Origin of the sequence: Tabrizicola piscis (assembly GCF_003940805.1) — a bacterium.
Taxonomy (GTDB): domain Bacteria; phylum Pseudomonadota; class Alphaproteobacteria; order Rhodobacterales; family Rhodobacteraceae; genus Tabrizicola; species Tabrizicola piscis.
In genome coordinates, this window is the sequence record NZ_CP034328.1 from 644,107 (window position 1) to 664,663 (window position 20,557).

A 20,557-nucleotide genomic window follows, 5' to 3' on the forward strand; every position below is an offset into this window, starting at 1 on the left:
GGACCCGCCCTTACTGGGCCGCCTTCAGCTCTTGCCACAGCGCCAGATAGGTCGCGCGCACGTCATCCGGCACCGGGCGCATGAACTGGACACGGGCCACCGTCGCCGGATCACCCAGCACCTTGCGGTTGAAGCTCTCCTCCGGCAGGGCTGCCGCGGCGGCGGTGTTTGACGTGGCCGGCGCGCCCTCGGCCTCCCATTTCACATAGAAATCCGGGTCGATCATCCAGTCGATGAAGGCATGCGCCGCGTCCTGCTTGGTCGAGGTTGCGGGAACCGACAGCCCGTCAAGCCAGCCAATCGCGCCTTCCTCCGGCACGACAAAGGCCACCGGCAGACCTTCCGACATCGACCGCGCGGCCGAGCCTGACCAGTAGGTCGCCACCGCGAATTGCCCGGCGGCCATGTTCTGGTTCCAGTCGGTCTCCGCGCTCCAGAACGTGGCGATCTGCGGCATAAGTTCGGTCAGCTTGGCCTTCACCGCGTCAAGATCGGTGATGTTGTTGATGTTCTGCCCGGTGGCGAGCGCTGCGAATTGCACCGCCTCCAGCGCGTCATCGCGGATCGACACCCGGCCCTTCAGCGCCGGGTCCCAGAACACGGAAACCGACGTCGGCGCCTCGGGGAAATCGCCGGTGTTCACGGCAAAGGAGGTCAGCCCCCAGGTCCACGGCACGCCATGCAGCGCGCCGCCTGCGTTCAGGTCTTCGTTGGCCACCAGCGCCGGGTCCACATCCGCCAGATTCGGGACCTTGGCGGCGTCAATCGGGCCGATCAGCCCCTCGGCCTGTGCCTGCGGGGTGAAGGCCGAGTTGATCAGGACCACATCATAAGCGCCCGGATTGGTGCGCAGTTTGGTCAGCATCTCCTGCTCGGAGGTGAAGTATTCATGCACGACCGTATGGCCCGTGGCCTCGGTAAAGGCGGTGATGGCCCAGTCAAGGTCGGTCCCGTAGCCCTGCCAGTTCAGGACCCGGATTTCATCGGCAAGCGCCATGGGCGCGATCAGCGCCAGGGCGGTGGTGGTAAGGATCGTCTTCATTCAGGCCTCCTGTTGCATGGGGATGGGATGGCTGGCAGCAATCGCCAGCACATCGGCAAGCGGTGGGGCCGTGGCCGGCCCTTCTTTCGTCGTCGACAGGGCGGCCGCGATATTGGCCAGCCTGCAGGCTGTTGCGGGCGCGTGGCCCGACGCAAGGGCCGCGACAAAGGCCCCCACATGGGTGTCCCCCGCGCCATTGGTGTCGACCGGCCGCACCGGATGCGGCGGAATGTGGCGTGCCGTGCGCCCCGGCAGGGCCAGCCAAGCACCGTTGGCCCCGTCGCGCAGGACGGCACCACCGGGACGGCCAGCCAGCGCCTCGGCCGCAGTGGCGGGGTCGTGATGACCGGTCAGCACCTGCGCCTCGGTTCGGTTGGCGCTGATCCAATGGGCGGCATGCAATGCGGCCTGCAGCGCGTCGGGGCCGATCTGGGCCACCTGCGGACACGGGTCGAAGACCAGCCTGCCCGGCTGCAGAAACAGCCAGCGGGTCAGCGCGTCCCGGCTGCCCGGGTAAAGCAGCGCATAGCCGGAAAGCATCAGCCAATCATCCTCGCCCAGCGGCAGGGCGGCAAGGTCAGCGTCGGTAACCACCCCATCCGCACCTTCGCTGGCGATAAAGCTGCGCTCGCCCTTGTCGTCGATCAGCACGGTGCAACAGCCTTGATCCAGCCCGGGCAGGCGCGGGCGCAGAAGGGTGATCCCCTCTCCGGTCAGTGCCGTGGCGATGCGGTCCGCAAAGGCCCCGCTGCCAAGTGAGCCGCCATATGCCACGTCCATCCCCATCCGCCGGGCCGCGACCATGGCATTGAAGCCACCGCCCGGGGCAAGGTAGGCCGACCGCACCACCGCCTCGCCCCCCGGGGCGGGCACGGAGTGCACCCGGTAGACATGGTCCATGATGACACCGGAAAGCTGGACCATGCGGGTCATCTGGCGGCCCTCCGCAAGGCGATCAGACCACTGACCAGCGGCGCAAGGTCAAGCTGGTTGATCCGTTCGACTTTCTCCACCTGCTCGGCAGGCAGCGACGCTGTTCCGGCGCAGGCGGCGGCCATGGCGCAGGCGATGGCGCCGATGGTGTCCGTGTCATCGCCGATATTGGCCGCGATCTGCGCCGCCGCCCAAGGGTTACCTCGGGCCAGCCGCACGACGCCAAAGGCACAAGCGACCGATTGCAGGCTTTGCACCGAAGTGCCGATCCGGTCGGCAAGGTCGACTTCGCCCTGCCCTTCGTCGCCCTGCCCCGCCAGTTCCAGCGCTGCGCGAATGCGGTCGGCCATGGCGCGGTGCGCGGCAGGGTCCGTGCCGGTGTTCGGCAGTTCCGCCGCAGCAAGGGCCAAGGGCAGCGCCTCGTCGAAACTTGCGCCCTCCAGACCCTGACTGATGACCATCGCCACCGCCACGGCCCCGGCCAGCGCCTCGCCCGTGCCATGCGTCAGGCGCGAGACTTGCGCCACCCGGACCAGCATCCGCGCGGGGTCTGGCGGGGTGGCGATGCCCACCGGCGTGATCCGCATCGCAGCACCATTGGTCGTGCCGCCGCGCCCGGCTTCCGCCTCGGACGCGCCGGCGCGCAGGGCCATGAGGGCCGCCTTGGTCGACGGGCCAAGCAAGTCGCGCAACCCGCGCGCGGCCACGCTGTCCTCCCAACCGATCAGGTCAGCCGCCCAGCCCGCCACATCAAAGCCGCCCCGGTCCGCAATCAGCCGCTGCGCCAGAAGCAGGGTCTGTTCCGTGTCGTCCGTCACCTGCCCCGCCACCAGCCCATACGACACGGGATGCCCCGGCACCGGATCGACAAAGCTGGTGATCCGCCCATACCCCGCCCGAATCGCCGCGCGGTCCAGCGTCTGGCTGGGCATCCCCAACGCATCGCCGATCGCCAGCCCCTGCAAGGCCGCAAGGGCGCGGTCATGGCCACGGTCCTGCGGCACAGGGGCGGTCAAAACTCCATCCTCAGGCCAAAGCGGACCGGGTCCAGCAGGCTTTCCACATATTCAAGGCACTGCCCCTGCCCGTCGCGCACCACCCGCTCCAGCCGCAGCATCGGCGTGCCGGGCTGCCGCCCCATCATCGCCGCCTCCTCCGGCCCAAGCGCGGGCAAGACCCCCGCCGCCTCGCACCCACTGGCGGGGACCAGACCGAAGGCCGCCAGCGTCGCGCTGATCGACCCCTCGACAAGCCCGTCGCGGAGCAGCCGGTCAAACCCCGCCCGCCACGGCAACCGGCTGCGCTCCAGCGAGATGCCGCGCCCCTCCGACCGACAAAACCGCAGCCGGTCGACGCACAGATAGTCGCCAGCCTCCCCGGCAGCCCGATCCAGAAACCGGTCCGCCCGGCCACAGGGACCACGGCGGATGTCAAGCACCTGCGTCTCGACCGCATCGCCTTCGCGCGCCAGCGCCAGTGACCAGCCCTGAGCCGCGTCCATCGCACTGCCGTTATACGTCACGAAAGACCCGATCCCGGTGCGCGTGGTGATCAGCCCCTGCTCTGCCAGAAGCTTCAGCCCGCGCCGCACCGTGTTGCGGCTGACGGAAAACCGCCGCGTCAATTCCGTCTCGCTGGCAAGGGCGGCCCCATGCGGCGCCCGACCGTTGCGGATGTCGCGCTCCAGCGCAAAGGCGACCCGTTCGGCCTTCGCCAGCCCGACCTGCCGCACATCGCCCCTCTGCCGCGCATCCCGCGTCTGCATCGGCCACCTCGCCACCTGTTCCTACCTGTACCTTACCGCAAGCCCCCTCCCGATCAAGCCCGCTCCTGATCAGGCCCGAAATGGGGTTCACCCCGTGCGGCCAAGGCCCTATCACGGCAGAGGCCGCAGTTGCAGGAACCCCCGATGTCCGACGCCTATTTCCTTTACCACTCCATTGGCATGTACCCCGGCAAGGTTAATGATCTTGCCCATGCGCTCACCGATTTCGCCGCCACCTGGGGCCGCCCGGATGATGCGCAATGGGGCGCTGTCCTGCCCCTGCGCCAACGCTTCATCGACCGCTGGAGCGCCATATTGAACGCCGCCCCCGGTACGGTCACCACCTGCGAAAGCGTGACCCAAGGCCTGCACATGCTGGTCGAGGCGCTGCCAGATCACACCTTGCGCGGCCGCAGCATCCTGGTCGCCGCCGATTGCTTTCCGTCCAACCACTTCCTTCTGTCCGGCATGGCCGAGGCCCGGGGCTTCACCCTCAAGACCGTCCCCCTGCGCCAGGGCGCATCGTGGGTCGAGGATGAGGATATGCTTGCCGCCTGGACGCCCGACGTGGCGCTGGCGCTGCTGACATGGGTGTCCTCCACCTCGTCCCACCGAATCGACCTTGGCGCCATGGTGGCACATGGGCGGCAGATGGGGTCGCTGGTGGGGGTCGACATCACGCAGGCGGCCGGGCTTTTGCCATTCGACGTGACCGAACCGATGGTCGATTTCACCCTGTCCACCTCGCTGAAATGGATGTGCGGCACGCCGGGCGCGGGCATCCTTTACGCCACGCCTGACCTGACCGCCGCCTGTCAGCCCCAGTTGCGCGGCTGGTTCAGCCAGCCTGACCCGTTCAACTGGGACATCACCCGCTTTGCCTATGCCCCCGACATCCGCCGCTTCGATTCGGGCACACCCTCCTGCATGGCGGCGCTTGCCTCACTCCCCGCGCTGGATTGGCATGCTGGGCAGGACCATGCCGCCCTGCTTGCGCATAACCGCGCCCTGACCGACCGGCTGTTCCAGATCGCTGACGCCTGCAACCTTCCCCCCGTCACCCCCCGGGCCGAGGGGCAGCGCGGCGGGTCCGTGATGCTGCGCCTGCCGGAAGGGCGGCCCGCCGCCGCCATCGTGGCCGCCTTGCGCACCCAAGGGATCACCGCCGACGCGCGCGGCCAGACGCTGCGCCTGTCGCCGGGCGTGCTGACCACCCTTGCGGGCTGTGACCATCTGGCAGCCGTGCTCCCAGCGCTTTTGCGCGACGGGGCCTAGACCAAGGCCCCGGCGCGCAGCGTGCTTCAGCGCAACTGCTGCATCAGCGCCAGCGACGGCTCGCCCGTAACCGGCAGCCCCTGGCTGGACTGAAAGGCGCTGATCGCGGCCTTGGTCTTTGCGCCGATCACACCGTCCGAGCCTTCGGTATCGAACCCCCGCGCGGTCAAAAGCCGTTGCAGTTCTTGCCGGTCGGCCTTGGTCATCCCGGCAGCATCCGGCCCAAAGCTGGCCTGCACTGGCCCCCGGCCCAGAATCCGGTCCGACAGATGCCCGACACCGATCGCGTAATTCTGCGCGTTGTTGTACCGCAGGATCGTGGCAAAGTTCTGCGTCAGCAGGAAATACGGCCCGCCGCCTGCGGTGCCCCCGCCGATGATCGACCCGCCCGCCAGCGTGCCATCCCCGGCAGCGCGCACCCCCAGACCCTGCCATTCCGCCGCCGACTTGCCCTTGCCGCGCCCCAGAAGGCCCGTGTTGAAACCGGCGGGCAGCGTCACTTCCATCCCCCAGGGCAGGCCCCTCGTCCAGCCGGACCGCTGCAGGTAGGCGGCGGTTGAGGCCAGCGCATCCGTCGGGTCCTCGTTCCAGATGTCGCGGCGCCCGTCACCGGTGAAATCCACCGCATAGGCCAGATAGCTGGTCGGGATGAACTGGGTATGCCCCATCGCCCCGGCCCAGCTGCCCACCATGCCCGACGCCGTGATGTCACCCGCCTGCAGGATGCGCAGCGCCGCTGTCAGCTGGGATTCAAAGAACTCCCCCCGCCGTCCGTCATAGGCCAGCGTGGACAAGGCGCTGATCACCGGCACATTGCCCCGCCGCGTGCCGAAGAAACTTTCCAGCCCCCAGACCGCTGCGACCACATGCGCCTCAACCCCATAGCGGCCCTCGATGGCCCGCAGGGTGTTGCCGTATTGCGCGAACTTCTGGCGGCCAAGACTGACCCTTTCATCCGAGGCGGCGATGTTCAGGTAATCCTCAAGACTGCGCTTGAACTCGGTCTGGTTGCGGTCGCGCTCGATCACGTCCGGCAGGAAGCCAGCCCCACGGAACGCCGCATCCATCGTGCTCTGGCTTATGCCACGCCCCGCCGCGCGGCCCTTGAAGCCCGCCACCCAAGCGTCCCAACCGGCATTGGGTACAGGTCGCGGTGCAGGGTCCGGCGCGCGATAGCCCGCGCCGCCCCCACCCGTCCTGCCGCCGCCGCCCGGCATGCAGGCCGACAGCAAAGCTGCCGCCCCGGTCAGCAAGACCCCACGCCGTGTCAGAAAATCCATGCCCATCTGCCTCGCCCCGCCTCTGGTTTTGCTTTTGCGCCATGATACTCACGCCTGCGCCCTGCGTCCAACCCCCGCGCACCGCCTACAGGCGGAACCCCGCAGCCAGCACCCACTGAGGTCTTTCTCTTCTAGAAATATCCTCCGGGTAGCCTGCCGGTTTCGCCACCGGTTCAAGAAACCGGCAGGCTGGGGGGTGGAAAACCCCCGGCTTCGACGCTGGCCGCAGGCCCTGAACAAGGTGAATCATCCCTGAACGCCCACCAGCAAACCCTTGAAATCATTTGATTGCAAAAGTGTCCCTGCCCGGGACACCCGCTCACTCGCCCTTGTTCTTCAAGGTCCAGGCAATCTGGCGCAGCATCCCGTGAAAGGTCTGCACCTCGGCCCGCGTCAGCCCCAGCCGCCCCCACATGTTGCGCAGGTTGGACTTCATCCCCTCGGCCTTGGTCTCGGGAAAGAAGAACCCCGCCGCGTCCAGCCGTTCCTCGAAATGGTCCGCCAGACGGCCGACATCCTCGCGGCTGGCAAACTCGGTCCGGGCCAGTTCCATGACCGTCGCCGGCACCTCCGCCCCCTGCCGCTGCCATTCATACCCCAGAAGCAGCACACATTGCGCCAGGTTCAGCGACGGGAACTCCGGGTTCACCGGCACGGTCACGATGGCGTTGGCATGGATGATGTCGTCATTCTCCAGCCCGGCCCGTTCGGGGCCGAACAACACGCCCACCTTCTTGCCCTCGGCCCCCAGCGCGCGGGCCATCGCCATGGCGCGTTCGGGGGTGACGATCTCTTTGACCAGCTCCCGCCCCCGCGCGGTGGTGGCAAAGACAAAGTCGCAATCGGCAATCGCCCCCGGCACATCGGCAAACAGGCCCGCCTGATCCAGCACCCTCCCCGCGCCCGAGGCCATGGCCACGGCCTTGGGGTTTGGCCAACCGTCGCGCGGGCCGGTCACGCGCATCCGCTCCAGCCCGAAGTTGAGCATCGCCCGCGCCGCCGCGCCGATGTTTTCGCCCATCTGCGGGCGGACAAGGATGAAGACGGGCGGGATCATGCGTGGCCTTTGCAACCGGGAAGCCTTGCCCGGCAGATAGGCCAGCGGCGCGGGGCTGGCAAGCCGAAGGCTCATGGCACCCCCGATAGCCAAAGCCGCGAAAGGCTGCTAGATCAGCCGCCAGACCCTTGCCCAGCCGCCTTTGCCGGAGCCGACCATGGCCAATGAAGACCGCCCGCAGATCACCCTGATCACGCCCCCTGCCTTTGACCCCGAGGTGTTCGGGGACCGCATCGCGCGGGTGCTGGACGGGGCCGAGATCGCCTGCCTACGGCTGTCGCTGGGCACGAAGGACGAAGATACCCTGCTCCGCGCCGCTGATGCTGCGCGTGAGGTGGCCCATGCCCGCGATGTGGCCATCGTGATCGACAACCACCTTCTCTTGGTCGAACGCCTTGGGCTGGACGGCGTTCACCTGACGGACGGAGCCCGCACGGTCCGCAAGGCCCGCAAGGACCTTGGCGCCGATGCCATCGTGGGCGCCTTCTGCGGCACCAGCCGGCATGAAGGCATGTCGGCGGGTGAAGCCGGGGCGGACTATGTGGCACTGGGGCCTTTGGGCGAGACGACGCTGGGCGACGGCAGCCGCGTGGAGTTTGACGTCTTCGAATGGTGGTCAGAAGTGATCGAGGTCCCGGTGATCGCCGAAGGCGCGCTGACGGCAGAGCTTGTCGCAAAGTTCGGGCCGGTCACGGATTTCTTTGCGGTGGGCGAGGAAATCTGGGGGGCCGATGACCCTCTGGCCGCGCTCAAAGCGCTGATGGCTCCGTTGGGCTGAGGCTGAGGCTGAGGCTGTGAGGCTGAAATGGGCGATGCCGGGCTGAAGCCCGGCCTACGTGACGGCGTTGACGTGGGCGGTGCGGATCACGCGTTCGCAGTGCAGGGCCAGAACCTTGCGGTTCTCAAAAGCGTCCACCGGAACTTCCGGGTGAAAGGTCACCTCGACCCGTCCCTGCCGCCGGGTTGCAAGGGTTTTCAGCAGATGGGTGGCGAAATCCATGTCGCCCCACCAGCCGTAATGGCGTGGATCTTCCCCTTCCGGCGCGTGAAAGACCACGGTCACAGGCTGGATATGCATGGACCGGACCAGCCCGGGGGCAAAGAAGGCCTCGAACAGCGTGCTTTTGAACGGAAGGACCCGGATCGCGTCGGTGGAGGTGCCTTCGGGGAAAAACAGCAAGCGGTGCCCGGCCTGCAGGCGGGATTCGAAAATCTCTTTCTGGCGCTTCGCCTCGGTCCCCTTGCGGGCGATGAAAAGAGTGCCGGTGGCGCGGGCCAGCCAGCCGATGCCGGGCCAGCTGGCGACTTCGGATTTGGCGACGAAATAGACCCTTTGGGCGGCGTTGAGGGTGAAGATATCCAGCCAGCTGGAGTGATTGGCCACAATCGCGCCCGGCGCGGTCATCGGCCTGCCATGGATGACCAGCGGCAGCCGCAGGATGCGCAGCCCGGTGCGACACACGAACTGGGTGATATAGGGCGTCACGGGACGGGCCTGGCCAAAGATCGGCCATTCGATCAGCCGGACCAGCAGCAGGACCAACAGCCCGCCATAGGTCAGCGACCCCAGCACTGTGCCGCGCCAGATCACGCGCAGCCAGCCAAGCGGGCGAATCCGCGTGGCCGGGACCGGCGCGTCAAGCCAGGCGGTCATGCCGCGCCTGCCTTGCGCAGATAGAATTCCCGGTGGCGGGCCGACATCTGGATGGTGTCCATGACCAGACAGACATCGGTGGTGTTGAAGGCCCGGTCGACAAAGGCGCCATCGCCGACAAAGCCGCCAAGGCGCAGGTAGGCCTTGATCAGCGCGGGCGTCGCGGCCATGGCCGATTTGCGGTCCAGCCGGTCCGCCGGGATCAGGTCCATCTCTTGCCGATGCGGCGGGCGGGCGCGGACCCGCATGTCAGGGGGCGCAAGGTGGTGGTGGTGCAGCCACGACAGCGGCGCGGCCAAGGCTGCGATGTCGGTGCCATGAAAGCTGGCGACGCCGAACAGAACCTCGATCCCCCGGTCCAGCACATAGTCCGCCAGCCCGTTCCACAAGTGGAACATGGCCGTTCCGCCCCGGTGGTCGGCATGAACGCAGGACCGACCCAGTTCCAGAAGACGGCGACCCGAGGCAAGAAGCGGGGTCAGGTCATATTCGCTTTCGGAGTAGAACTGCCCGGCCGCGGCCCGACGATCCCCGGGCAAGACGCGGTAGGCACCGATCACATGGTCAAGCCCTGCCGGATCGCGGCGGCGGTCCACCAGCACCAGATGATCGAAGAAGGGATCGAAGGCGTCCCGCTCCAGCCGCGCGGCGTGATCGACCAGCGGGCCAGTGCCGCCGAGCTCGACCACGAACACCTCATACCGCAGGCGTTGGGCTGCGGTCAGGTCATTGGCCGTGGTGGCCAGACGTAAGATGTAGGGTGAGTCTTCGGCTGTCATCATGCATCGCTTCAGGCTCGTTCAGGGGTGACTTAGCCACCGCTTGGGGGCAATGCAACCATCCGTCCGCCTGTTTGGGTCAATGGCAATTGCAGGTTGAAATCCCAAGACAAATTCGCACTATGGTCGCACAGGCCCAAAGTCACGAACAAGGGAGATGCGATTGCTGTCAATCACCACCTTTCCGGCATGTTCGAAGTTGACCGTTACCCGGGCCCCGACGACCGACTGGACCTGACCAAGGCCCCAATCCGCCTGATCCGGGTGGCGTACCAGCATTCCCGGTTCCAGAAGTGCCGACATTTCCGCCCCCAATCCGTGGTTCCGCCGATGCAAGACAAGCCCGACCTCGCCGCCCTGATCGCCTCGCGCATTTGCCATGACCTTATCAGCCCGATTGGCGCCATCGGCAATGGGGTGGAACTGCTGGCGATGGATGGTGGCACGCAGCGGCCCGAGATGGCGCTGATTTCGGAAAGCGTGTCCAACGCGAATGCCCGGATCCGGTTCTTCCGGATCAGCTTTGGCGCGGCCACGGGCGACCAGCGGATTGCCCGCTCCGAGGTCATGTCGGTGCTGACAGACCTCACCCGCGGGGGACGGGTCAGCTATGCCTGGACCAGCGTGGCCGACCTGCCCCGGCGCGAAGTGCGGCTGGCCTTCCTGTTGCTGCAATGCGTGGAAACCGCGCTGGCCTATGGCGGCAAGGTCGCGGTCGTGCGGGACGATATGGGCTGGACGATTCAGGCGGAGGCTGCCCGCCTGCGGATTGATTCCGCCCTTTGGGAAGTGCTGACCGAGCCGCGCGCACCGGCCGATATCGGCGCGGGCCAGGTGCATTTCGCGCTGGTGCCAGAGGAACTGGCCCGGCAGGGCCGCCGCCTGGTCACGTCGATCGGCGAGACGTCGATCAGACTTACGTTCTGATCGTACCGTTGCCGGTGACGAGATATTTGAAGCTGGTCAGCTGCTCCGCCCCCACCGGCCCCCGCGCATGCAGCTTGCCGGTGGCGATGCCGATCTCCCCCCCCATCCCGAATTCGCCGCCATCGGCAAACTGGGTCGAGGCGTTGCGCATCAGGATGGCGCTGTCCAGCCGTTCAAAGAACCGGGCGGCGGTGGCGTCGTTTTCGGTCAGGATGCTTTCGGTGTGCTGGCTGCCATAGCGGCGGATGTGGGCGATGGCCTCATCCACCCCGTCGACCAGCTTGGCGGCGATGATCATATCCAGAAATTCACGTCCGAAATCATCGGGTTGGGCCTTGACGGTGCCGGGGACCTTGAGAAGCTCACCTTCCGTCCGGACCTCGACCCCGGCTTTCAGGAGATCCTCGATCAGCACGGCGCCATGCTTGGTGTAGAACTGCCAGTCGATCAGCAGGCATTCTGCCGAACCACAGATGCCAGTGCGGCGGGTCTTGGCGTTCACGACGACGGCGCGGGCTTTTTCCAGGTCGGCGTCGCGGTCGGCGTAGACGTGGCAGATGCCTTCGAGATGGGCAAAGACCGGCACGCGCGCCTCACGCTGGACGAGGCCGACAAGGCCCTTGCCGCCCCGGGGGACGATCACGTCGATATATTCGGTCGCCTGCAGCATGGCGGTGACCATGTCCCGGTCGCGGGTGGGGATGAACTGGATTGCGGCTTCGGGCAGGTTGGCGGACTTCAGGCCCGCGACCATGCAGGCATGGATGGCGGTCGACGTCTCGAAGCTTTCGCTGCCGCCGCGCAGGATCACGGCGTTGCCCGCCTTGAGGCAGAGGGCACCGGCATCGGCGGTGACGTTCGGGCGCGATTCGTAGATCACGCCGATCACGCCTAACGGGGTGGCCACGCGCTGGATGTGCAGGCCGTTCGGGCGGTCCCATTCGGCCAGGACCCGGCCCACCGGATCACGCTGTTCGGCGATCTGGCGCAAGGCGTCGACGATGCCGCGCAGCCGGTTGGTATCAAGGCGCAGACGGTCGAGCATGGCGGGGCTGAGGCCCTTTTGCTCGCCTGCATCAAGGTCAAGCGTGTTGGCGTCAAGGATGGCATCGCGCCGTTGCCAGACGGCATCGGCAGCGGCGATCAGGGCGGTGGCCTTGCGTTCGGAGCCGGCATAGGCCAGTTCTGCCGCCGCCGCGCGGGCCTTGGCGCCGATCTCGGCCATCAGGTCAGTGAACTGTCCGTCCATTGCTTGCTCTCCACCTCAAACATCGCGTTGCAAAAGTTTTCGAAAACTTTTGCAAATTCCTTCGAAGGAATTTGCGACCCTACATCACCATGTCATCCCGATGCACCAGCGCCGCACGGCCCTGATAGCCAAGGATTGCCGCGATTTCGCTGGACCGGTGCCCGGCGATCAGCTTTGCCTCAACCGCAGTATAGCGCACAAGGCCCTTGCCCAGAACCACCCCGTCCGGCGACAGGATCGACACGGGTTCCCCCCGGCCGAACGTGCCGGTCACCCGGGTTACCCCGGCGGGAAGCAGGCTTTTGCCCGCGCGCAGTGCCGTGACGGCCCCGGCGTCCAGCACAAGTTCGCCCCTGGGCTTCATCGCGTTGATCCAGCGCTTGCGCGCCAGTTGCGGATCGCCTTGCGCCACGAACCAGGTGCGCGCCGCCCCTTCGGCCAGGGCCTTCAGCGGGCGCAGCATGGAGCCTTCCATGATCGCCATGGCGCAGCCCCCGGCGACGGCGGTCTTGGCGGCCAGAAGCTTGGTCTTCATGCCACCCTTGGACAGGCCGGAGATCGGATCGCCCGCCATCGCCTCAATGTCCGGGGTGATGGTGTCCACCACGTCAAACCGGGTGGCGGTCGGGTCTTCCTTGGGATTGGCGGTGTAAAAGCCATCCACGTCCGACAGCAGCACCAGCTGATCCGCCCCGGCAGTCACCGCAATCTGGGCAGCAAGCCGGTCGTTGTCGCCGTAACGGATTTCGTCGGTGGCGACGGTGTCATTCTCGTTCACGATCGGCACGACGCCAAGGCCCAGCAGCGTTTCCATCGTGGCGCGGCTGTTCAGATAGCGGCGGCGGTCTTCGGTATCCTCCAGCGTCACGAGGATCTGGCCGGTGGTGATGCCGTGGGGGGCAAGCGCTTCCTCATAGGCGCGGGCAAGGCGGATCTGACCCACCGCGGCGGCGGCTTGGGACTGTTCCAGCGTCAGCACCCCATCGGGCAAGCCCAGCACCTTGCGACCCAGCGCGATGGAGCCGGAGGAGACAAGGACGACATCCGTGCCGCGCGCCTTCGCCTCGACTACGTCAAGCGCAAGGGCGGAGAGCCAAGACTGATTGAGCCCAGTCTTGCGATCAACCAGAAGGGCCGAGCCGATCTTGACCACCAGTCGTTTTGCCGTGCGGATGTCGGGAGCAGCCGTCTTCGGGTCTCGGGTCAGGGTTGCCATGGCTGGCCCTCTGTCACCTTTTCCTCGGGCGGGTTGATCCGGGCATAGAGCACGCGCAGCACATCGGTCAGGCCCTTGCCAGAGACGCCCGAGATGACATGCACGGTCCCGCCGCTGGCTTTTTCCAGCGCGCGGCGGCGGTCGCTGATCTGTTTGGCATCCATCGCATCGGTCTTGTTCAGGGCCAGAATGCGGGGCTTGTCGCCAAGGACATCGGAATAGGCCTCAAGCTCCGTGACGATGGTGCGGTAATCGGCCGTGATTGTGGAGGACGTCCCGTCGACAAGGTGCAAAAGCACCTTGCAGCGTTCGACATGGGCCAGGAACTGGGTGCCAAGGCCGCGCCCTTCGGAGGCGCCTTCGATCAGGCCGGGGATGTCGGCCATGACGAATTCATGGCCATCGACGCCGACGACGCCAAGGTTGGGGACGAGCGTGGTAAACGGGTAATCGGCGATCTTTGGCCGGGCGTTTGACACCGCGGCGAGGAAGGTGGATTTGCCGGCATTGGGAAGCCCGACAAGGCCTGCGTCAGCGATCAGCTTGAGACGCAGCCAGATCGTGCGTTCAACCCCGTCCTGACCCGGATTGGCACGGGCTGGCGCGCGGTTGGTCGAGGATTTGAAGCGCAGGTTGCCCCAGCCGCCATTGCCGCCCCGCGCGAGAAGCACCCGGTCGCCGGGGTTCACCAGATCGGCGATCACGGTTTCTTCGTCCTCGTCCAGAATCTCGGTCCCCAAGGGGACTTTCAGGACCACGTCATCGGCAGTCTTGCCGGTTTTCTGGCTGCCCATGCCGGGCTGGCCGGACTTGGCGAAGAAATGCTGCTGGTAGCGGTAGTCGATGAGGGTGTTCAGCCCCTCGACCGCCTCGGCCCAGACGTTGCCGCCATTGCCGCCGTCACCGCCGTCAGGGCCGCCGAATTCGACGAACTTCTCGCGCCGGAACGAGACGCAGCCCGCCCCACCGCCGCCAGAGCGGATGTAAACGCGGGCGAGATCGAGGAATTTCATGGGATGGGGCTTTCGGGATCAGGTCAGGGCCGAGGGAATACAGGAAGCGGAGCCGATCCTCAAGCGAGCATGGGGGCGGGTCTCGGCGGCCGGGAGCGCGGGGCTAGGTTTTGGGTTCAGGGGCGCGGGTTCAAATTTGGCACAAGGCTTGGGAGGTGGCGCGCAGCCCGGGCGGTTTTCGGATTGAGCGCTGACGCGCAAGCCTTTCGTCTCGCCTCTGGCGCGCAAGGGCGCGCGCCAGAGCCTCGGGATGATGGGGGCATTCTGCCCCCAAACCCCCTGAGAGTATTTTGAAAAGAGCAACTTGCAGGCAGCAAGAAGGCCGATTGGCGCGGCCCGGTCGCGGGAGGCGGTGGTGTAGTGGCTATCCCAGTTTGCGGATGTAGGTCCAGGTTGGCGCAGTGGTCCCACGCGCGACTGAGAAGCTTTCGGCATCGCCCAGATACTGGAAACCGGCATTGGTCAGGACCCGGGCAGAGCCGGGGTTGTCCTGAAACGCCTCGGCAAAGAGGGTGCAGTTGCCTTGCGGGTTGGCCGCGACGAGCGCGCCGACTGCTTCGGAGGCGATGCCGTGGTTCCAGAAGGCCGGGGCGACCCAGAAGGCAACCTCGGACTGACCGCGGTCCATCTTCTTGAGGCTGATGACACCCAGAACTTCGGGCAGGGCGGCGCGGGTGCCGTCCATGACCCAGATATCCTCATCCCCGCCGGACGCCATGGCGCGGGCGACAAACGCCTCAGCCGTGCCGGGTGGCAGCGGGTGGGGGATGCCTTGCGTCGCCTCGGCCACGCGCTTGTCGCCAGCGTAAAGCGCGAAGAGACCGACGTCGGACCGGCGCACTGGGCGCAGCGTCAGCCGGTCGGTGGCGATTTCCGCCCTGGGGACGAGCTTTTCAAGGATCATGGCTTCCCTCCTTCGAAGCACATGCGGGCGCGGCGCATGCAGGCGTGCCGGATACCCCGGCAATCGCCCGATTTCTTGACCCTTTCGCGGTAACGGCGTGGCAGTTTGCCACGATCGCGCCGGGTCAAGCCCGGAAACGAGAAAGGGGACCGGCTTTTCAGCCGATCCCCCATCTACAATCCGATTGTAAAGGTTCGGCTTACTCGGCTGCTTCCTGGGCAGGAATAACCGAAATGAAGGTGCGGCCTTTCATGCCCTTCTTGAAGGTCACGCGGCCTTCCACCTTGGCGAAGATGGTGTGATCGGTGCCCATGCCGACGCCTTCGCCGGGAAACCAGGTGGTCCCGCGCTGGCGGCAGATGATGTTGCCGGGAATGGCAGCCTGACCGCCGAAGAGCTTGACGCCCAGGCGACGACCGGCGCTGTCGCGACCGTTGCGGGACGAACCGCCTGCTTTCTTGTGTGCCATGGGCTGTTACTCCTTGGGGGCGGCGGCTTTGGCCGCGCGCTTCGGTTTCTCGGCGGCGGCTTCAGCGGCCATGGGGGCGGCTTTGGCGGCTTTCGCAGGCTTCGCGGCTTTCGCAGGCTTGGCGGCGGGCGCTTCGGCCTTGGCGGCACCGGGGGCTTCGTGCGCCACGCGGCGGGCGGCGACGGTGCCGGTGGCAGCTTTCACGCCCGATTTGTCAGCGCCGGTTTCCAGCACGTCGGTCACGCGGACCAGCGTCAGGTGCTGGCGGTGGCCTTTGGTGCGCTGCGACGAATGCTTCCGGCGGCGCTTGACGTAGTGGATGACCTTTTCACCCTTGATCTGGTCGATCACTTCGGCCTGCACGGCAGCACCGGCCACCATCGGCGCACCGATCGTGGTGCCGACCATCAGGATGTCGTTGAACTGGATCTTGTCACCAGCGGCAGCATCAAGCTTTTCAACGCGCAGCACGTCACCCGCCTGCACCTTGTATTGCTTGCCACCGGTCTTGAGGACCGCAAACATGGGTCGTATCCTTCTTTTGCTCCGCGCCCTGTGGCCCCCGATCGCTCGGGCGTTTGGGGGAGTTTCCTCCGCCTCGGACAGCGCGCCCTTCGCAGGGCGTCATGAAATTTAAACCCGGCGAGAGTCGCCCCTCGCCGGGATGCGCGCTTATGCGGCGAAGTGGCCCGGCTGTCAAGCGGGTGCGGGGCACAGTTCGCGCAGGGGCAGTGGTCAGATATCCGTGCCCAGCATGGCAACACCGGCGGCGTGGCCAAGGTCACGCGACACGCCGGTAAACACCTCGCTGAAGGCGGTGAACAGGGCGGCGTTCAGGCGCTGGCCAGCGGGGGTTTCCATGAACTCGATGTAGGCTTGCAGGTCGGATTCGGCCAGCGGGGCATAGGCAAGGCCAAGATAGGCGTAAAGCCAGGCGCTGGTGTCATCGCGGATCTGGTCTTCCTGCGCCCAGACATCCGACATGAGCTGGTCTTGGGGCATGGCATCGCCGTAGACACCAGATTCAGTCATGCCGGTCATGAAAGCGAGATTGCCCGACAAAGAGCCGGCCACGTTCATTTCGATCAGATCACCCGCCTCTATGAAACGGCGCAGCAAGGGAACGATGGGATCGCGCGCGCCAAAGCGGTTGTCGGCAGCGACACGGGCAGCCTCTTCCGTTGCGGTGTCAAGGAAGGCGCGCCGGGCCTCGATCTCAAGCCCGACGACACGCTTGCCCAGATCGGAGGTGAAAAACGCCAGGATCGTGGACAGGGTTTCGGGATCGTCACCAAGTTCAGTTTGAAGAGCAGCCTCAAACTGGGTCTGGAGCGCCGCGGCATCATAGATCTTGGCGACCGCGCTGGCCCATTGTGGTCCACCGCCGCCTGGAAACATCTCGTCCTCAAGCGTCTGTCCATAGGCGATGCCTTCTTCGCGCAGGACCGCAAAGAGCGCGTCAAGCTGCAGCGCCTGCCCCAGCGCAACGATCGACGCCGTGGCCGGGGTCGTGGCATCGGTGGTCTGGGCCACGGCCGGAACGACGGCCGGGGTCGCAAGCCCAAGCGTGGCGACAAGAAGAAGGCGGGTCAGCAACATGGAAAACCTTGGCGTGGCCATCAGGACAGCTTTAGAGGTAGCCCCTTACCCGTGACTTGCCAAGGAGGCGATAAGCAACTGGGCGTGATCCGGCCGCGCGGAATGGCCCTTGCGCATTGCGCGGTGCCCGGCTACATCGCCGTCCACAGACGACCCCTGAAGCGCGGAGAGGTGGCAGAGTGGTCGAATGCGGCGGTCTCGAAAACCGTTGTCGGTTTGCGCCGACCCAGGGTTCGAATCCCTGTCTCTCCGCCATCTTCCCTTCTGCTATCTGATACAACGCCACTGCGGCGGAGAATGGCCTTGCCGTCAGCTGCGGGTCTGTCTTCCGATGCCACGCGGCGTCTGACCTCGCGCTGTTGCGCGATCGTGTCGCGGCCAGAGTCAGATTTCCCCGATCCGGATCACGCGGCCATGGTCGGGCGTGGGGCAATCGCGGGGGACGGCCCAGATCAGCGGAATGCCGGGGGGCGGCGGCAGGGGGGCGTCAAGGTCGGTCAGGACGACAAGGGCTGAGGGGCGCAGCTGAACAGCGCGGGCGAAAAGGTCATGATAGTCGGTGCCGCCACCTGTGCGCAGCGGGGTGCTGCCCAGTGCGGACCAACCGTCCGGATCCAGCCGAAGGGTGTCGAAAACCACCTCGTCAAACAGCAGCAGATGCGCCTCGGCCCCGGTGCGGCGGGTGATGGCCTCAGCCTCGGCCGTGAAAAGGCGCAAGGTTTGCGGGTCGATGGACGAAGACGTGTCGAGGCCGATCACGATGCGCGGGCGGTGGGTCTGGCGCTGGCGGCCCGGTTCATAGACCGGCGCGGGGCTACCATGACGCTCGGCCTCGGCCATGCGGGCGACCCAGGCGCCGGAGGGGCGGCGCCAGCTGGTCTGGGGGCGGTCGGTCAGGGCAAGGGCAAGAAGGCGGCGCAGGTGCACTTCCCACGGGGTGGCGGCGGGGGCGAGGTCGGCAAGAATGGCGCCAAGGCGGCCGATGCCTTGCCCGGCCTTGCGCCCCGCCTCCATCGCGCGCAGCATCTGGTTGCGCCAGTCAGAGGCGGATTGCGGTTTGGCGTCGTCCTGCAGGTCCCCGGCAGCGAGGTCCTCGGCAAAGCCGCGTGACTTGGCCCAGTCCCGCAAGCGCTGCGCGCGCTTGGGGTCGCTGTGCAACGCCATGGCGAGGCGGTCGGCGTCCCATTTCTCAAGGGCTGCGATCGGGGTGGGTTCGGGCAGGCCGGCTTGGGCGAGAAGGTCGGTCAGGGTTACGGCGGGGCGCGGGATGGCGTGACCGGCAAGGATCAGCGTGTCGTTGATGATGCCATCGGCGGCAAGGCCGAACAGAGTGGGATCAAAGCTGTCGCCCAGCCGTTCCTGCAGGGCCGCCTGCCGGGCCGAGTGGCGCAGCGCGACATGCAGGATGTGGTGGGCGACGAGGCCGACCTGTTCGGGCAAGCCGAGGATGGTGAAATCGGGGCTGTAAGTGATGACCTCGCCCGCCGTTCGGGTCATGCCGTCGCCGTCGCGGTGGCGGCACCAAAGGCCAAGGACGGCAAGGGCGGGGTCAACCTCACCCAGATGGGCAAGCGCGCGGGCGGCGCGGCGGGTGTGACCCTCAGTCGTCACGGCAGGCCCGCCGCCTGACGTTCGGCGGCATAGTCGGCGTAGGCGTCCGAGGTGGCGAAGGCGTCGGCCCAGCCCCGTTCCAGCGCGCGACCGATGAGGAGTTCAAAGCCGAAGGTGGCAAGGTCGCCAACGGGAAGGCCTTTCGCCTGCCCCCCCTGCAAGCGCAGATCGGCGAGGATTTCGATGGCGGCGGGAAGGCTGTCCCGGGTGACCGCGCCGACAAGGCCGTAGACCAGCGCAGTCAGGCCGTGCAGCGTGGTGGGATAAAGGCCGGCACGGTCGGCACGGGGGGTGGACAGCATGGTGTCGATCTGGACGGTCGCGGAAATCTCGTCCGCAAGCAGGGCGAATTCGGCGGCGGGGGCGCTGCCCACGGTGCCCGCGATCATCACCCGACGCAGGGCGCGGTCCGGCACGGCGGCCATGATGCGGCTGACGCGAGTCCAGCTGCGGGGCGTGCAGGCGATCATCTGGCCACGGCGGAGGGCGTCTTCGGTCGTCTCCAGAAGGTCGGGCCGGGTGCGGATGAAGGCGGCCACCGTGGGGTGGATACCTGCGGGCAGCGCGTAGTGCTTCAGCCAGTCGTCGGCCGAGGCCTGCACGATCATGTGGACCAGCCGGTCGCTGAGCGCGGTGCCCATGTCATAGGCAATCGCCCCATCCTCAACCTGGTTGCCTGCCGCCACGATCAGCACATTGGCGGGCAGCACATGCCGTCCGACGCGGCGTTCCTGCAAAAGGCCGTAGACGGTGGGCTGCAACGAGGGCGCGGCAGAGGTCAGTTCGTCCAGAAACAGGATCGCGGGGGCGTCGGTGTCGGGCAAGTCTTCGGGGCGGTACCAGACGGTTTTCGCGGTGGCATGGTCGAAATAGGGCAGACCGCGCAGGTCCTGCGGTTCGATCGTCGTCAGGCGCAGGTCATAGAGTTCCGCGCCGATACGGGTGGCGAGGGTCTGCACCACCTCGGTCTTGCCGACGCCGGGGCGGCCATGCAGCATCCAGGAGGCGGTCAGCGCACCGGCGGCCTGCGCGTCCCAGGCGGCTTGCAGGACGCGCAGCGCCTCACCAGCGGAAACTGTAGTGGCGTTGACGGTCATGACGCGGCCTTTCGCTTGTCAAGAAGGGCGGCCAGCCGGGCATGGGCGCTGACGGCGCGGGCCTCTTGCGTGATGCTGCGCAGATAAAGGTTCTCGCGATGGTTGACGGCCAGAAGATCGCGTTCCGTCAGATCGGCGTCGAAAAGCGCGGCAAGGGCGGCACGGTCATCGGCGTCCAGCACCAGAAGGTGCGGCTGCGGCACGTCGGTCTGGACAGACACCAGCGTCAGCGGCGGGACGCGGCCAAGGTCGGATTGTTCGATCACCAACTGCAACTGGCCTTCCGTCAGGTCATGCCGGGCGGCGAGAGCGCGCAGGATGGCCCGGGCGCGGAAGGCCAGGGTGTCCAGCCGACGGGCCGCCTCATCCGCGCTGACGCCATTGGCGCGGGCGGCCCGGGTCGGACGCATGACGCGCAGTTCAACCCAGGCGACGACGATCACCATGACTAGCGGGGCCTGCATCACCGGCATGGCCCAGTCGCGGGAAAAAAGCGGGACGAGGGCAAAGGGCAGCAGCGGGACGATGAAGCGCAAAAACTCCATCTCAAGCAGCAGGCGCAGCCACAGCCGCAGGCCCGCGCCACGCGGGATGATCTGCACCCGGCCAAGGAACTTTCGTGGCAGGCTTTTGGTCTGCAGGATGCCACGGTTGGCTATGGTGGCTTCGGTCATGATCAGCATCGGC

Annotated in this window: 21 protein-coding genes, 1 tRNA gene and 1 pseudogene; 4 read left to right on the plus strand and 19 right to left on the minus strand. The window is 66.7% G+C overall.

Annotated features, from left to right (window positions below):
* Positions 1–10: 10 nt before the first annotated feature.
* The 4 genes from EI545_RS03035 to EI545_RS03050 are packed head-to-tail and all read right to left on the minus strand — an operon-like array spanning position 11 to position 3,740.
* Positions 11–1,042, minus strand: coding sequence for an ABC transporter substrate-binding protein (locus EI545_RS03035; protein WP_125324100.1), 1,032 nt, complete (start codon positions 1,040–1,042; stop codon positions 11–13).
* Positions 1,043–1,975 carry a PfkB family carbohydrate kinase gene (locus EI545_RS03040; protein WP_125324101.1) on the minus strand — a complete coding sequence of 311 codons (933 nt, stop codon included), beginning with the start codon at positions 1,973–1,975 and terminating at the stop codon, positions 1,043–1,045. It lies immediately after the preceding gene.
* A complete protein-coding gene (locus tag EI545_RS03045; RefSeq protein ID WP_245990263.1) occupies positions 1,972–2,991 on the minus strand; it encodes an ADP-ribosylglycohydrolase family protein in 1,020 nt (339 codons plus the stop codon). Before EI545_RS03045 ends, EI545_RS03040 begins: the two co-directional genes overlap by 4 nt.
* Positions 2,988–3,740, minus strand: a complete 753-nt coding sequence (locus tag EI545_RS03050; RefSeq protein WP_125324102.1) for a GntR family transcriptional regulator — start codon at positions 3,738–3,740, stop codon at positions 2,988–2,990. Before EI545_RS03050 ends, EI545_RS03045 begins: the two co-directional genes overlap by 4 nt.
* 144 nt (positions 3,741–3,884) lie before the next feature.
* Here EI545_RS03050 and EI545_RS03055 point away from each other — a divergent pair, with 144 nt between their 5' ends.
* Positions 3,885–5,015 (plus strand): aminotransferase class V-fold PLP-dependent enzyme, encoded by a 1,131-nt coding sequence (locus EI545_RS03055; protein ID WP_125324103.1) that lies wholly within the window; start codon positions 3,885–3,887, stop codon positions 5,013–5,015.
* A gap of 26 nt (positions 5,016–5,041) precedes the next feature.
* On the opposite strand, the gene EI545_RS03060 is transcribed toward EI545_RS03055, so the two are convergent.
* Together EI545_RS03060 and EI545_RS03065 are read right to left on the minus strand one after the other, a co-directional pair.
* Positions 5,042–6,295 carry a lytic murein transglycosylase gene (locus EI545_RS03060; protein WP_125324104.1) on the minus strand — a complete coding sequence of 418 codons (1,254 nt, stop codon included), beginning with the start codon at positions 6,293–6,295 and terminating at the stop codon, positions 5,042–5,044.
* Between the two features lie 319 nt (positions 6,296–6,614).
* Positions 6,615–7,352, minus strand: coding sequence for an RNA methyltransferase (locus EI545_RS03065; RefSeq protein WP_125327217.1), 738 nt, complete (start codon positions 7,350–7,352; stop codon positions 6,615–6,617).
* A gap of 157 nt (positions 7,353–7,509) precedes the next feature.
* Between EI545_RS03065 and EI545_RS03070 the strand changes: the two genes are divergently transcribed.
* Positions 7,510–8,130 carry a thiamine phosphate synthase gene (locus EI545_RS03070; RefSeq protein WP_125324105.1) on the plus strand — a complete coding sequence of 207 codons (621 nt, stop codon included), beginning with the start codon at positions 7,510–7,512 and terminating at the stop codon, positions 8,128–8,130.
* 54 nt (positions 8,131–8,184) lie between these two features.
* Here the strand turns inward: EI545_RS03070 and olsA are convergent, their stop codons facing one another.
* The 3 genes from olsA to EI545_RS03085 all read right to left on the minus strand — a co-directional run bounded on the left by olsA (position 8,185) and on the right by EI545_RS03085 (position 10,088).
* Positions 8,185–9,006, minus strand: a complete 822-nt coding sequence (gene olsA, locus EI545_RS03075; protein WP_125324106.1) for a lyso-ornithine lipid O-acyltransferase — start codon at positions 9,004–9,006, stop codon at positions 8,185–8,187.
* The gene (gene olsB, locus EI545_RS03080) at positions 9,003–9,785 is read right to left on the minus strand and encodes an L-ornithine N(alpha)-acyltransferase (protein ID WP_125327218.1); all 783 of its coding nucleotides are present in this window, start codon (positions 9,783–9,785) and stop codon (positions 9,003–9,005) included. The genes olsA and olsB overlap by 4 nt, the downstream gene beginning before the upstream one ends.
* 120 nt (positions 9,786–9,905) lie before the next feature.
* On the minus strand, positions 9,906–10,088 hold the full coding sequence (locus EI545_RS03085; protein WP_125324107.1) for a DUF3553 domain-containing protein: 183 nt from the start codon (positions 10,086–10,088) through the stop codon (positions 9,906–9,908).
* 27 nt (positions 10,089–10,115) lie between these two features.
* Between EI545_RS03085 and EI545_RS03090 the strand changes: the two genes are divergently transcribed.
* Entirely contained in the window at positions 10,116–10,712 is a 597-nt protein-coding gene (locus EI545_RS03090; RefSeq protein ID WP_125324108.1) for a histidine phosphotransferase family protein, read from the plus strand.
* Here EI545_RS03090 and EI545_RS03095 read toward each other — a convergent pair.
* The 7 genes and pseudogenes from EI545_RS03095 to EI545_RS03125 form a co-directional block, all read right to left on the minus strand.
* Positions 10,702–11,961, minus strand: a complete 1,260-nt coding sequence (locus tag EI545_RS03095; protein ID WP_125324109.1) for a glutamate-5-semialdehyde dehydrogenase — start codon at positions 11,959–11,961, stop codon at positions 10,702–10,704. The genes EI545_RS03090 and EI545_RS03095 overlap by 11 nt on opposite strands.
* A gap of 79 nt (positions 11,962–12,040) precedes the next feature.
* The gene (gene proB / locus EI545_RS03100; RefSeq protein ID WP_125324110.1) at positions 12,041–13,177 is read right to left on the minus strand and encodes a glutamate 5-kinase; all 1,137 of its coding nucleotides are present in this window, start codon (positions 13,175–13,177) and stop codon (positions 12,041–12,043) included.
* Positions 13,165–14,190 carry a GTPase ObgE gene (gene obgE, locus EI545_RS03105; RefSeq protein ID WP_125324111.1) on the minus strand — a complete coding sequence of 342 codons (1,026 nt, stop codon included), beginning with the start codon at positions 14,188–14,190 and terminating at the stop codon, positions 13,165–13,167. Before obgE ends, proB begins: the two co-directional genes overlap by 13 nt.
* Before the next feature lie 364 nt (positions 14,191–14,554).
* Positions 14,555–15,094, minus strand: a complete 540-nt coding sequence (locus tag EI545_RS03110; protein ID WP_125324112.1) for a GNAT family N-acetyltransferase — start codon at positions 15,092–15,094, stop codon at positions 14,555–14,557.
* A gap of 199 nt (positions 15,095–15,293) precedes the next feature.
* Entirely contained in the window at positions 15,294–15,563 is a 270-nt protein-coding gene (rpmA, locus tag EI545_RS03115) for a 50S ribosomal protein L27 (RefSeq protein WP_125324113.1), read from the minus strand.
* Positions 15,564–15,716: 153 nt separating this feature from the next.
* Positions 15,717–16,088, minus strand: a pseudogene (gene rplU / locus EI545_RS03120) (50S ribosomal protein L21); the annotation flags it as partial.
* A gap of 210 nt (positions 16,089–16,298) precedes the next feature.
* The gene (locus EI545_RS03125) at positions 16,299–17,162 is read right to left on the minus strand and encodes a DUF2059 domain-containing protein (RefSeq protein ID WP_164517193.1); all 864 of its coding nucleotides are present in this window, start codon (positions 17,160–17,162) and stop codon (positions 16,299–16,301) included.
* A 165-nt stretch (positions 17,163–17,327) separates the two neighbouring features.
* Here EI545_RS03125 and EI545_RS03130 point away from each other — a divergent pair.
* Positions 17,328–17,417: transfer RNA gene (locus tag EI545_RS03130), tRNA-Ser, on the plus strand.
* A 129-nt stretch (positions 17,418–17,546) separates the two neighbouring features.
* Here the strand turns inward: EI545_RS03130 and EI545_RS03135 are convergent.
* Genes EI545_RS03135 through EI545_RS03145 form a run of 3 tightly spaced genes read right to left on the minus strand, consistent with a single transcriptional unit; the run spans position 17,547 to position 20,553 of the window.
* A complete protein-coding gene (locus EI545_RS03135; protein WP_125324116.1) occupies positions 17,547–18,773 on the minus strand; it encodes a vWA domain-containing protein in 1,227 nt (408 codons plus the stop codon).
* Complete coding sequence (locus tag EI545_RS03140) at positions 18,770–19,870, minus strand: AAA family ATPase (RefSeq protein WP_125324117.1); 1,101 nt, start codon at positions 19,868–19,870, stop codon at positions 18,770–18,772. The genes EI545_RS03135 and EI545_RS03140 overlap by 4 nt, the downstream gene beginning before the upstream one ends.
* The gene (locus tag EI545_RS03145; protein WP_125324118.1) at positions 19,867–20,553 is read right to left on the minus strand and encodes a hypothetical protein; all 687 of its coding nucleotides are present in this window, start codon (positions 20,551–20,553) and stop codon (positions 19,867–19,869) included. Before EI545_RS03145 ends, EI545_RS03140 begins: the two co-directional genes overlap by 4 nt.
* Positions 20,554–20,557: the final 4 nt, after the last annotated feature.

Coding starts and splice junctions, on each gene's coding strand:
- EI545_RS03110 (WP_125324112.1), bottom strand. CDS start 15,094: ATGATCCTTGAAAAGCTCGTCCCCAGGGCGGAAATCGCCACCGACCGG.
- EI545_RS03140 (WP_125324117.1), bottom strand. CDS start 19,870: ATGACCGTCAACGCCACTACAGTTTCCGCTGGTGAGGCGCTGCGCGTC.
- EI545_RS03040 (WP_125324101.1), bottom strand. CDS start 1,975: ATGACCCGCATGGTCCAGCTTTCCGGTGTCATCATGGACCATGTCTAC.
- obgE (WP_125324111.1), bottom strand. CDS start 14,190: ATGAAATTCCTCGATCTCGCCCGCGTTTACATCCGCTCTGGCGGCGGT.
- EI545_RS03055 (WP_125324103.1), top strand. CDS start 3,885: ATGTCCGACGCCTATTTCCTTTACCACTCCATTGGCATGTACCCCGGC.
- EI545_RS03070 (WP_125324105.1), top strand. CDS start 7,510: ATGGCCAATGAAGACCGCCCGCAGATCACCCTGATCACGCCCCCTGCC.
- EI545_RS03095 (WP_125324109.1), bottom strand. CDS start 11,961: ATGGACGGACAGTTCACTGACCTGATGGCCGAGATCGGCGCCAAGGCC.
- EI545_RS03060 (WP_125324104.1), bottom strand. CDS start 6,295: ATGGATTTTCTGACACGGCGTGGGGTCTTGCTGACCGGGGCGGCAGCT.
- rpmA (WP_125324113.1), bottom strand. CDS start 15,563: ATGGCACACAAGAAAGCAGGCGGTTCGTCCCGCAACGGTCGCGACAGC.
- EI545_RS03065 (WP_125327217.1), bottom strand. CDS start 7,352: ATGATCCCGCCCGTCTTCATCCTTGTCCGCCCGCAGATGGGCGAAAAC.
- EI545_RS03050 (WP_125324102.1), bottom strand. CDS start 3,740: ATGCAGACGCGGGATGCGCGGCAGAGGGGCGATGTGCGGCAGGTCGGG.
- proB (WP_125324110.1), bottom strand. CDS start 13,177: ATGGCAACCCTGACCCGAGACCCGAAGACGGCTGCTCCCGACATCCGC.
- olsB (WP_125327218.1), bottom strand. CDS start 9,785: ATGACAGCCGAAGACTCACCCTACATCTTACGTCTGGCCACCACGGCC.
- EI545_RS03125 (WP_164517193.1), bottom strand. CDS start 17,162: ATGTTGCTGACCCGCCTTCTTCTTGTCGCCACGCTTGGGCTTGCGACC.
- EI545_RS03035 (WP_125324100.1), bottom strand. CDS start 1,042: ATGAAGACGATCCTTACCACCACCGCCCTGGCGCTGATCGCGCCCATG.
- EI545_RS03090 (WP_125324108.1), top strand. CDS start 10,116: ATGCAAGACAAGCCCGACCTCGCCGCCCTGATCGCCTCGCGCATTTGC.
- olsA (WP_125324106.1), bottom strand. CDS start 9,006: ATGACCGCCTGGCTTGACGCGCCGGTCCCGGCCACGCGGATTCGCCCG.
- EI545_RS03145 (WP_125324118.1), bottom strand. CDS start 20,553: ATGCTGATCATGACCGAAGCCACCATAGCCAACCGTGGCATCCTGCAG.
- EI545_RS03085 (WP_125324107.1), bottom strand. CDS start 10,088: ATGTCGGCACTTCTGGAACCGGGAATGCTGGTACGCCACCCGGATCAG.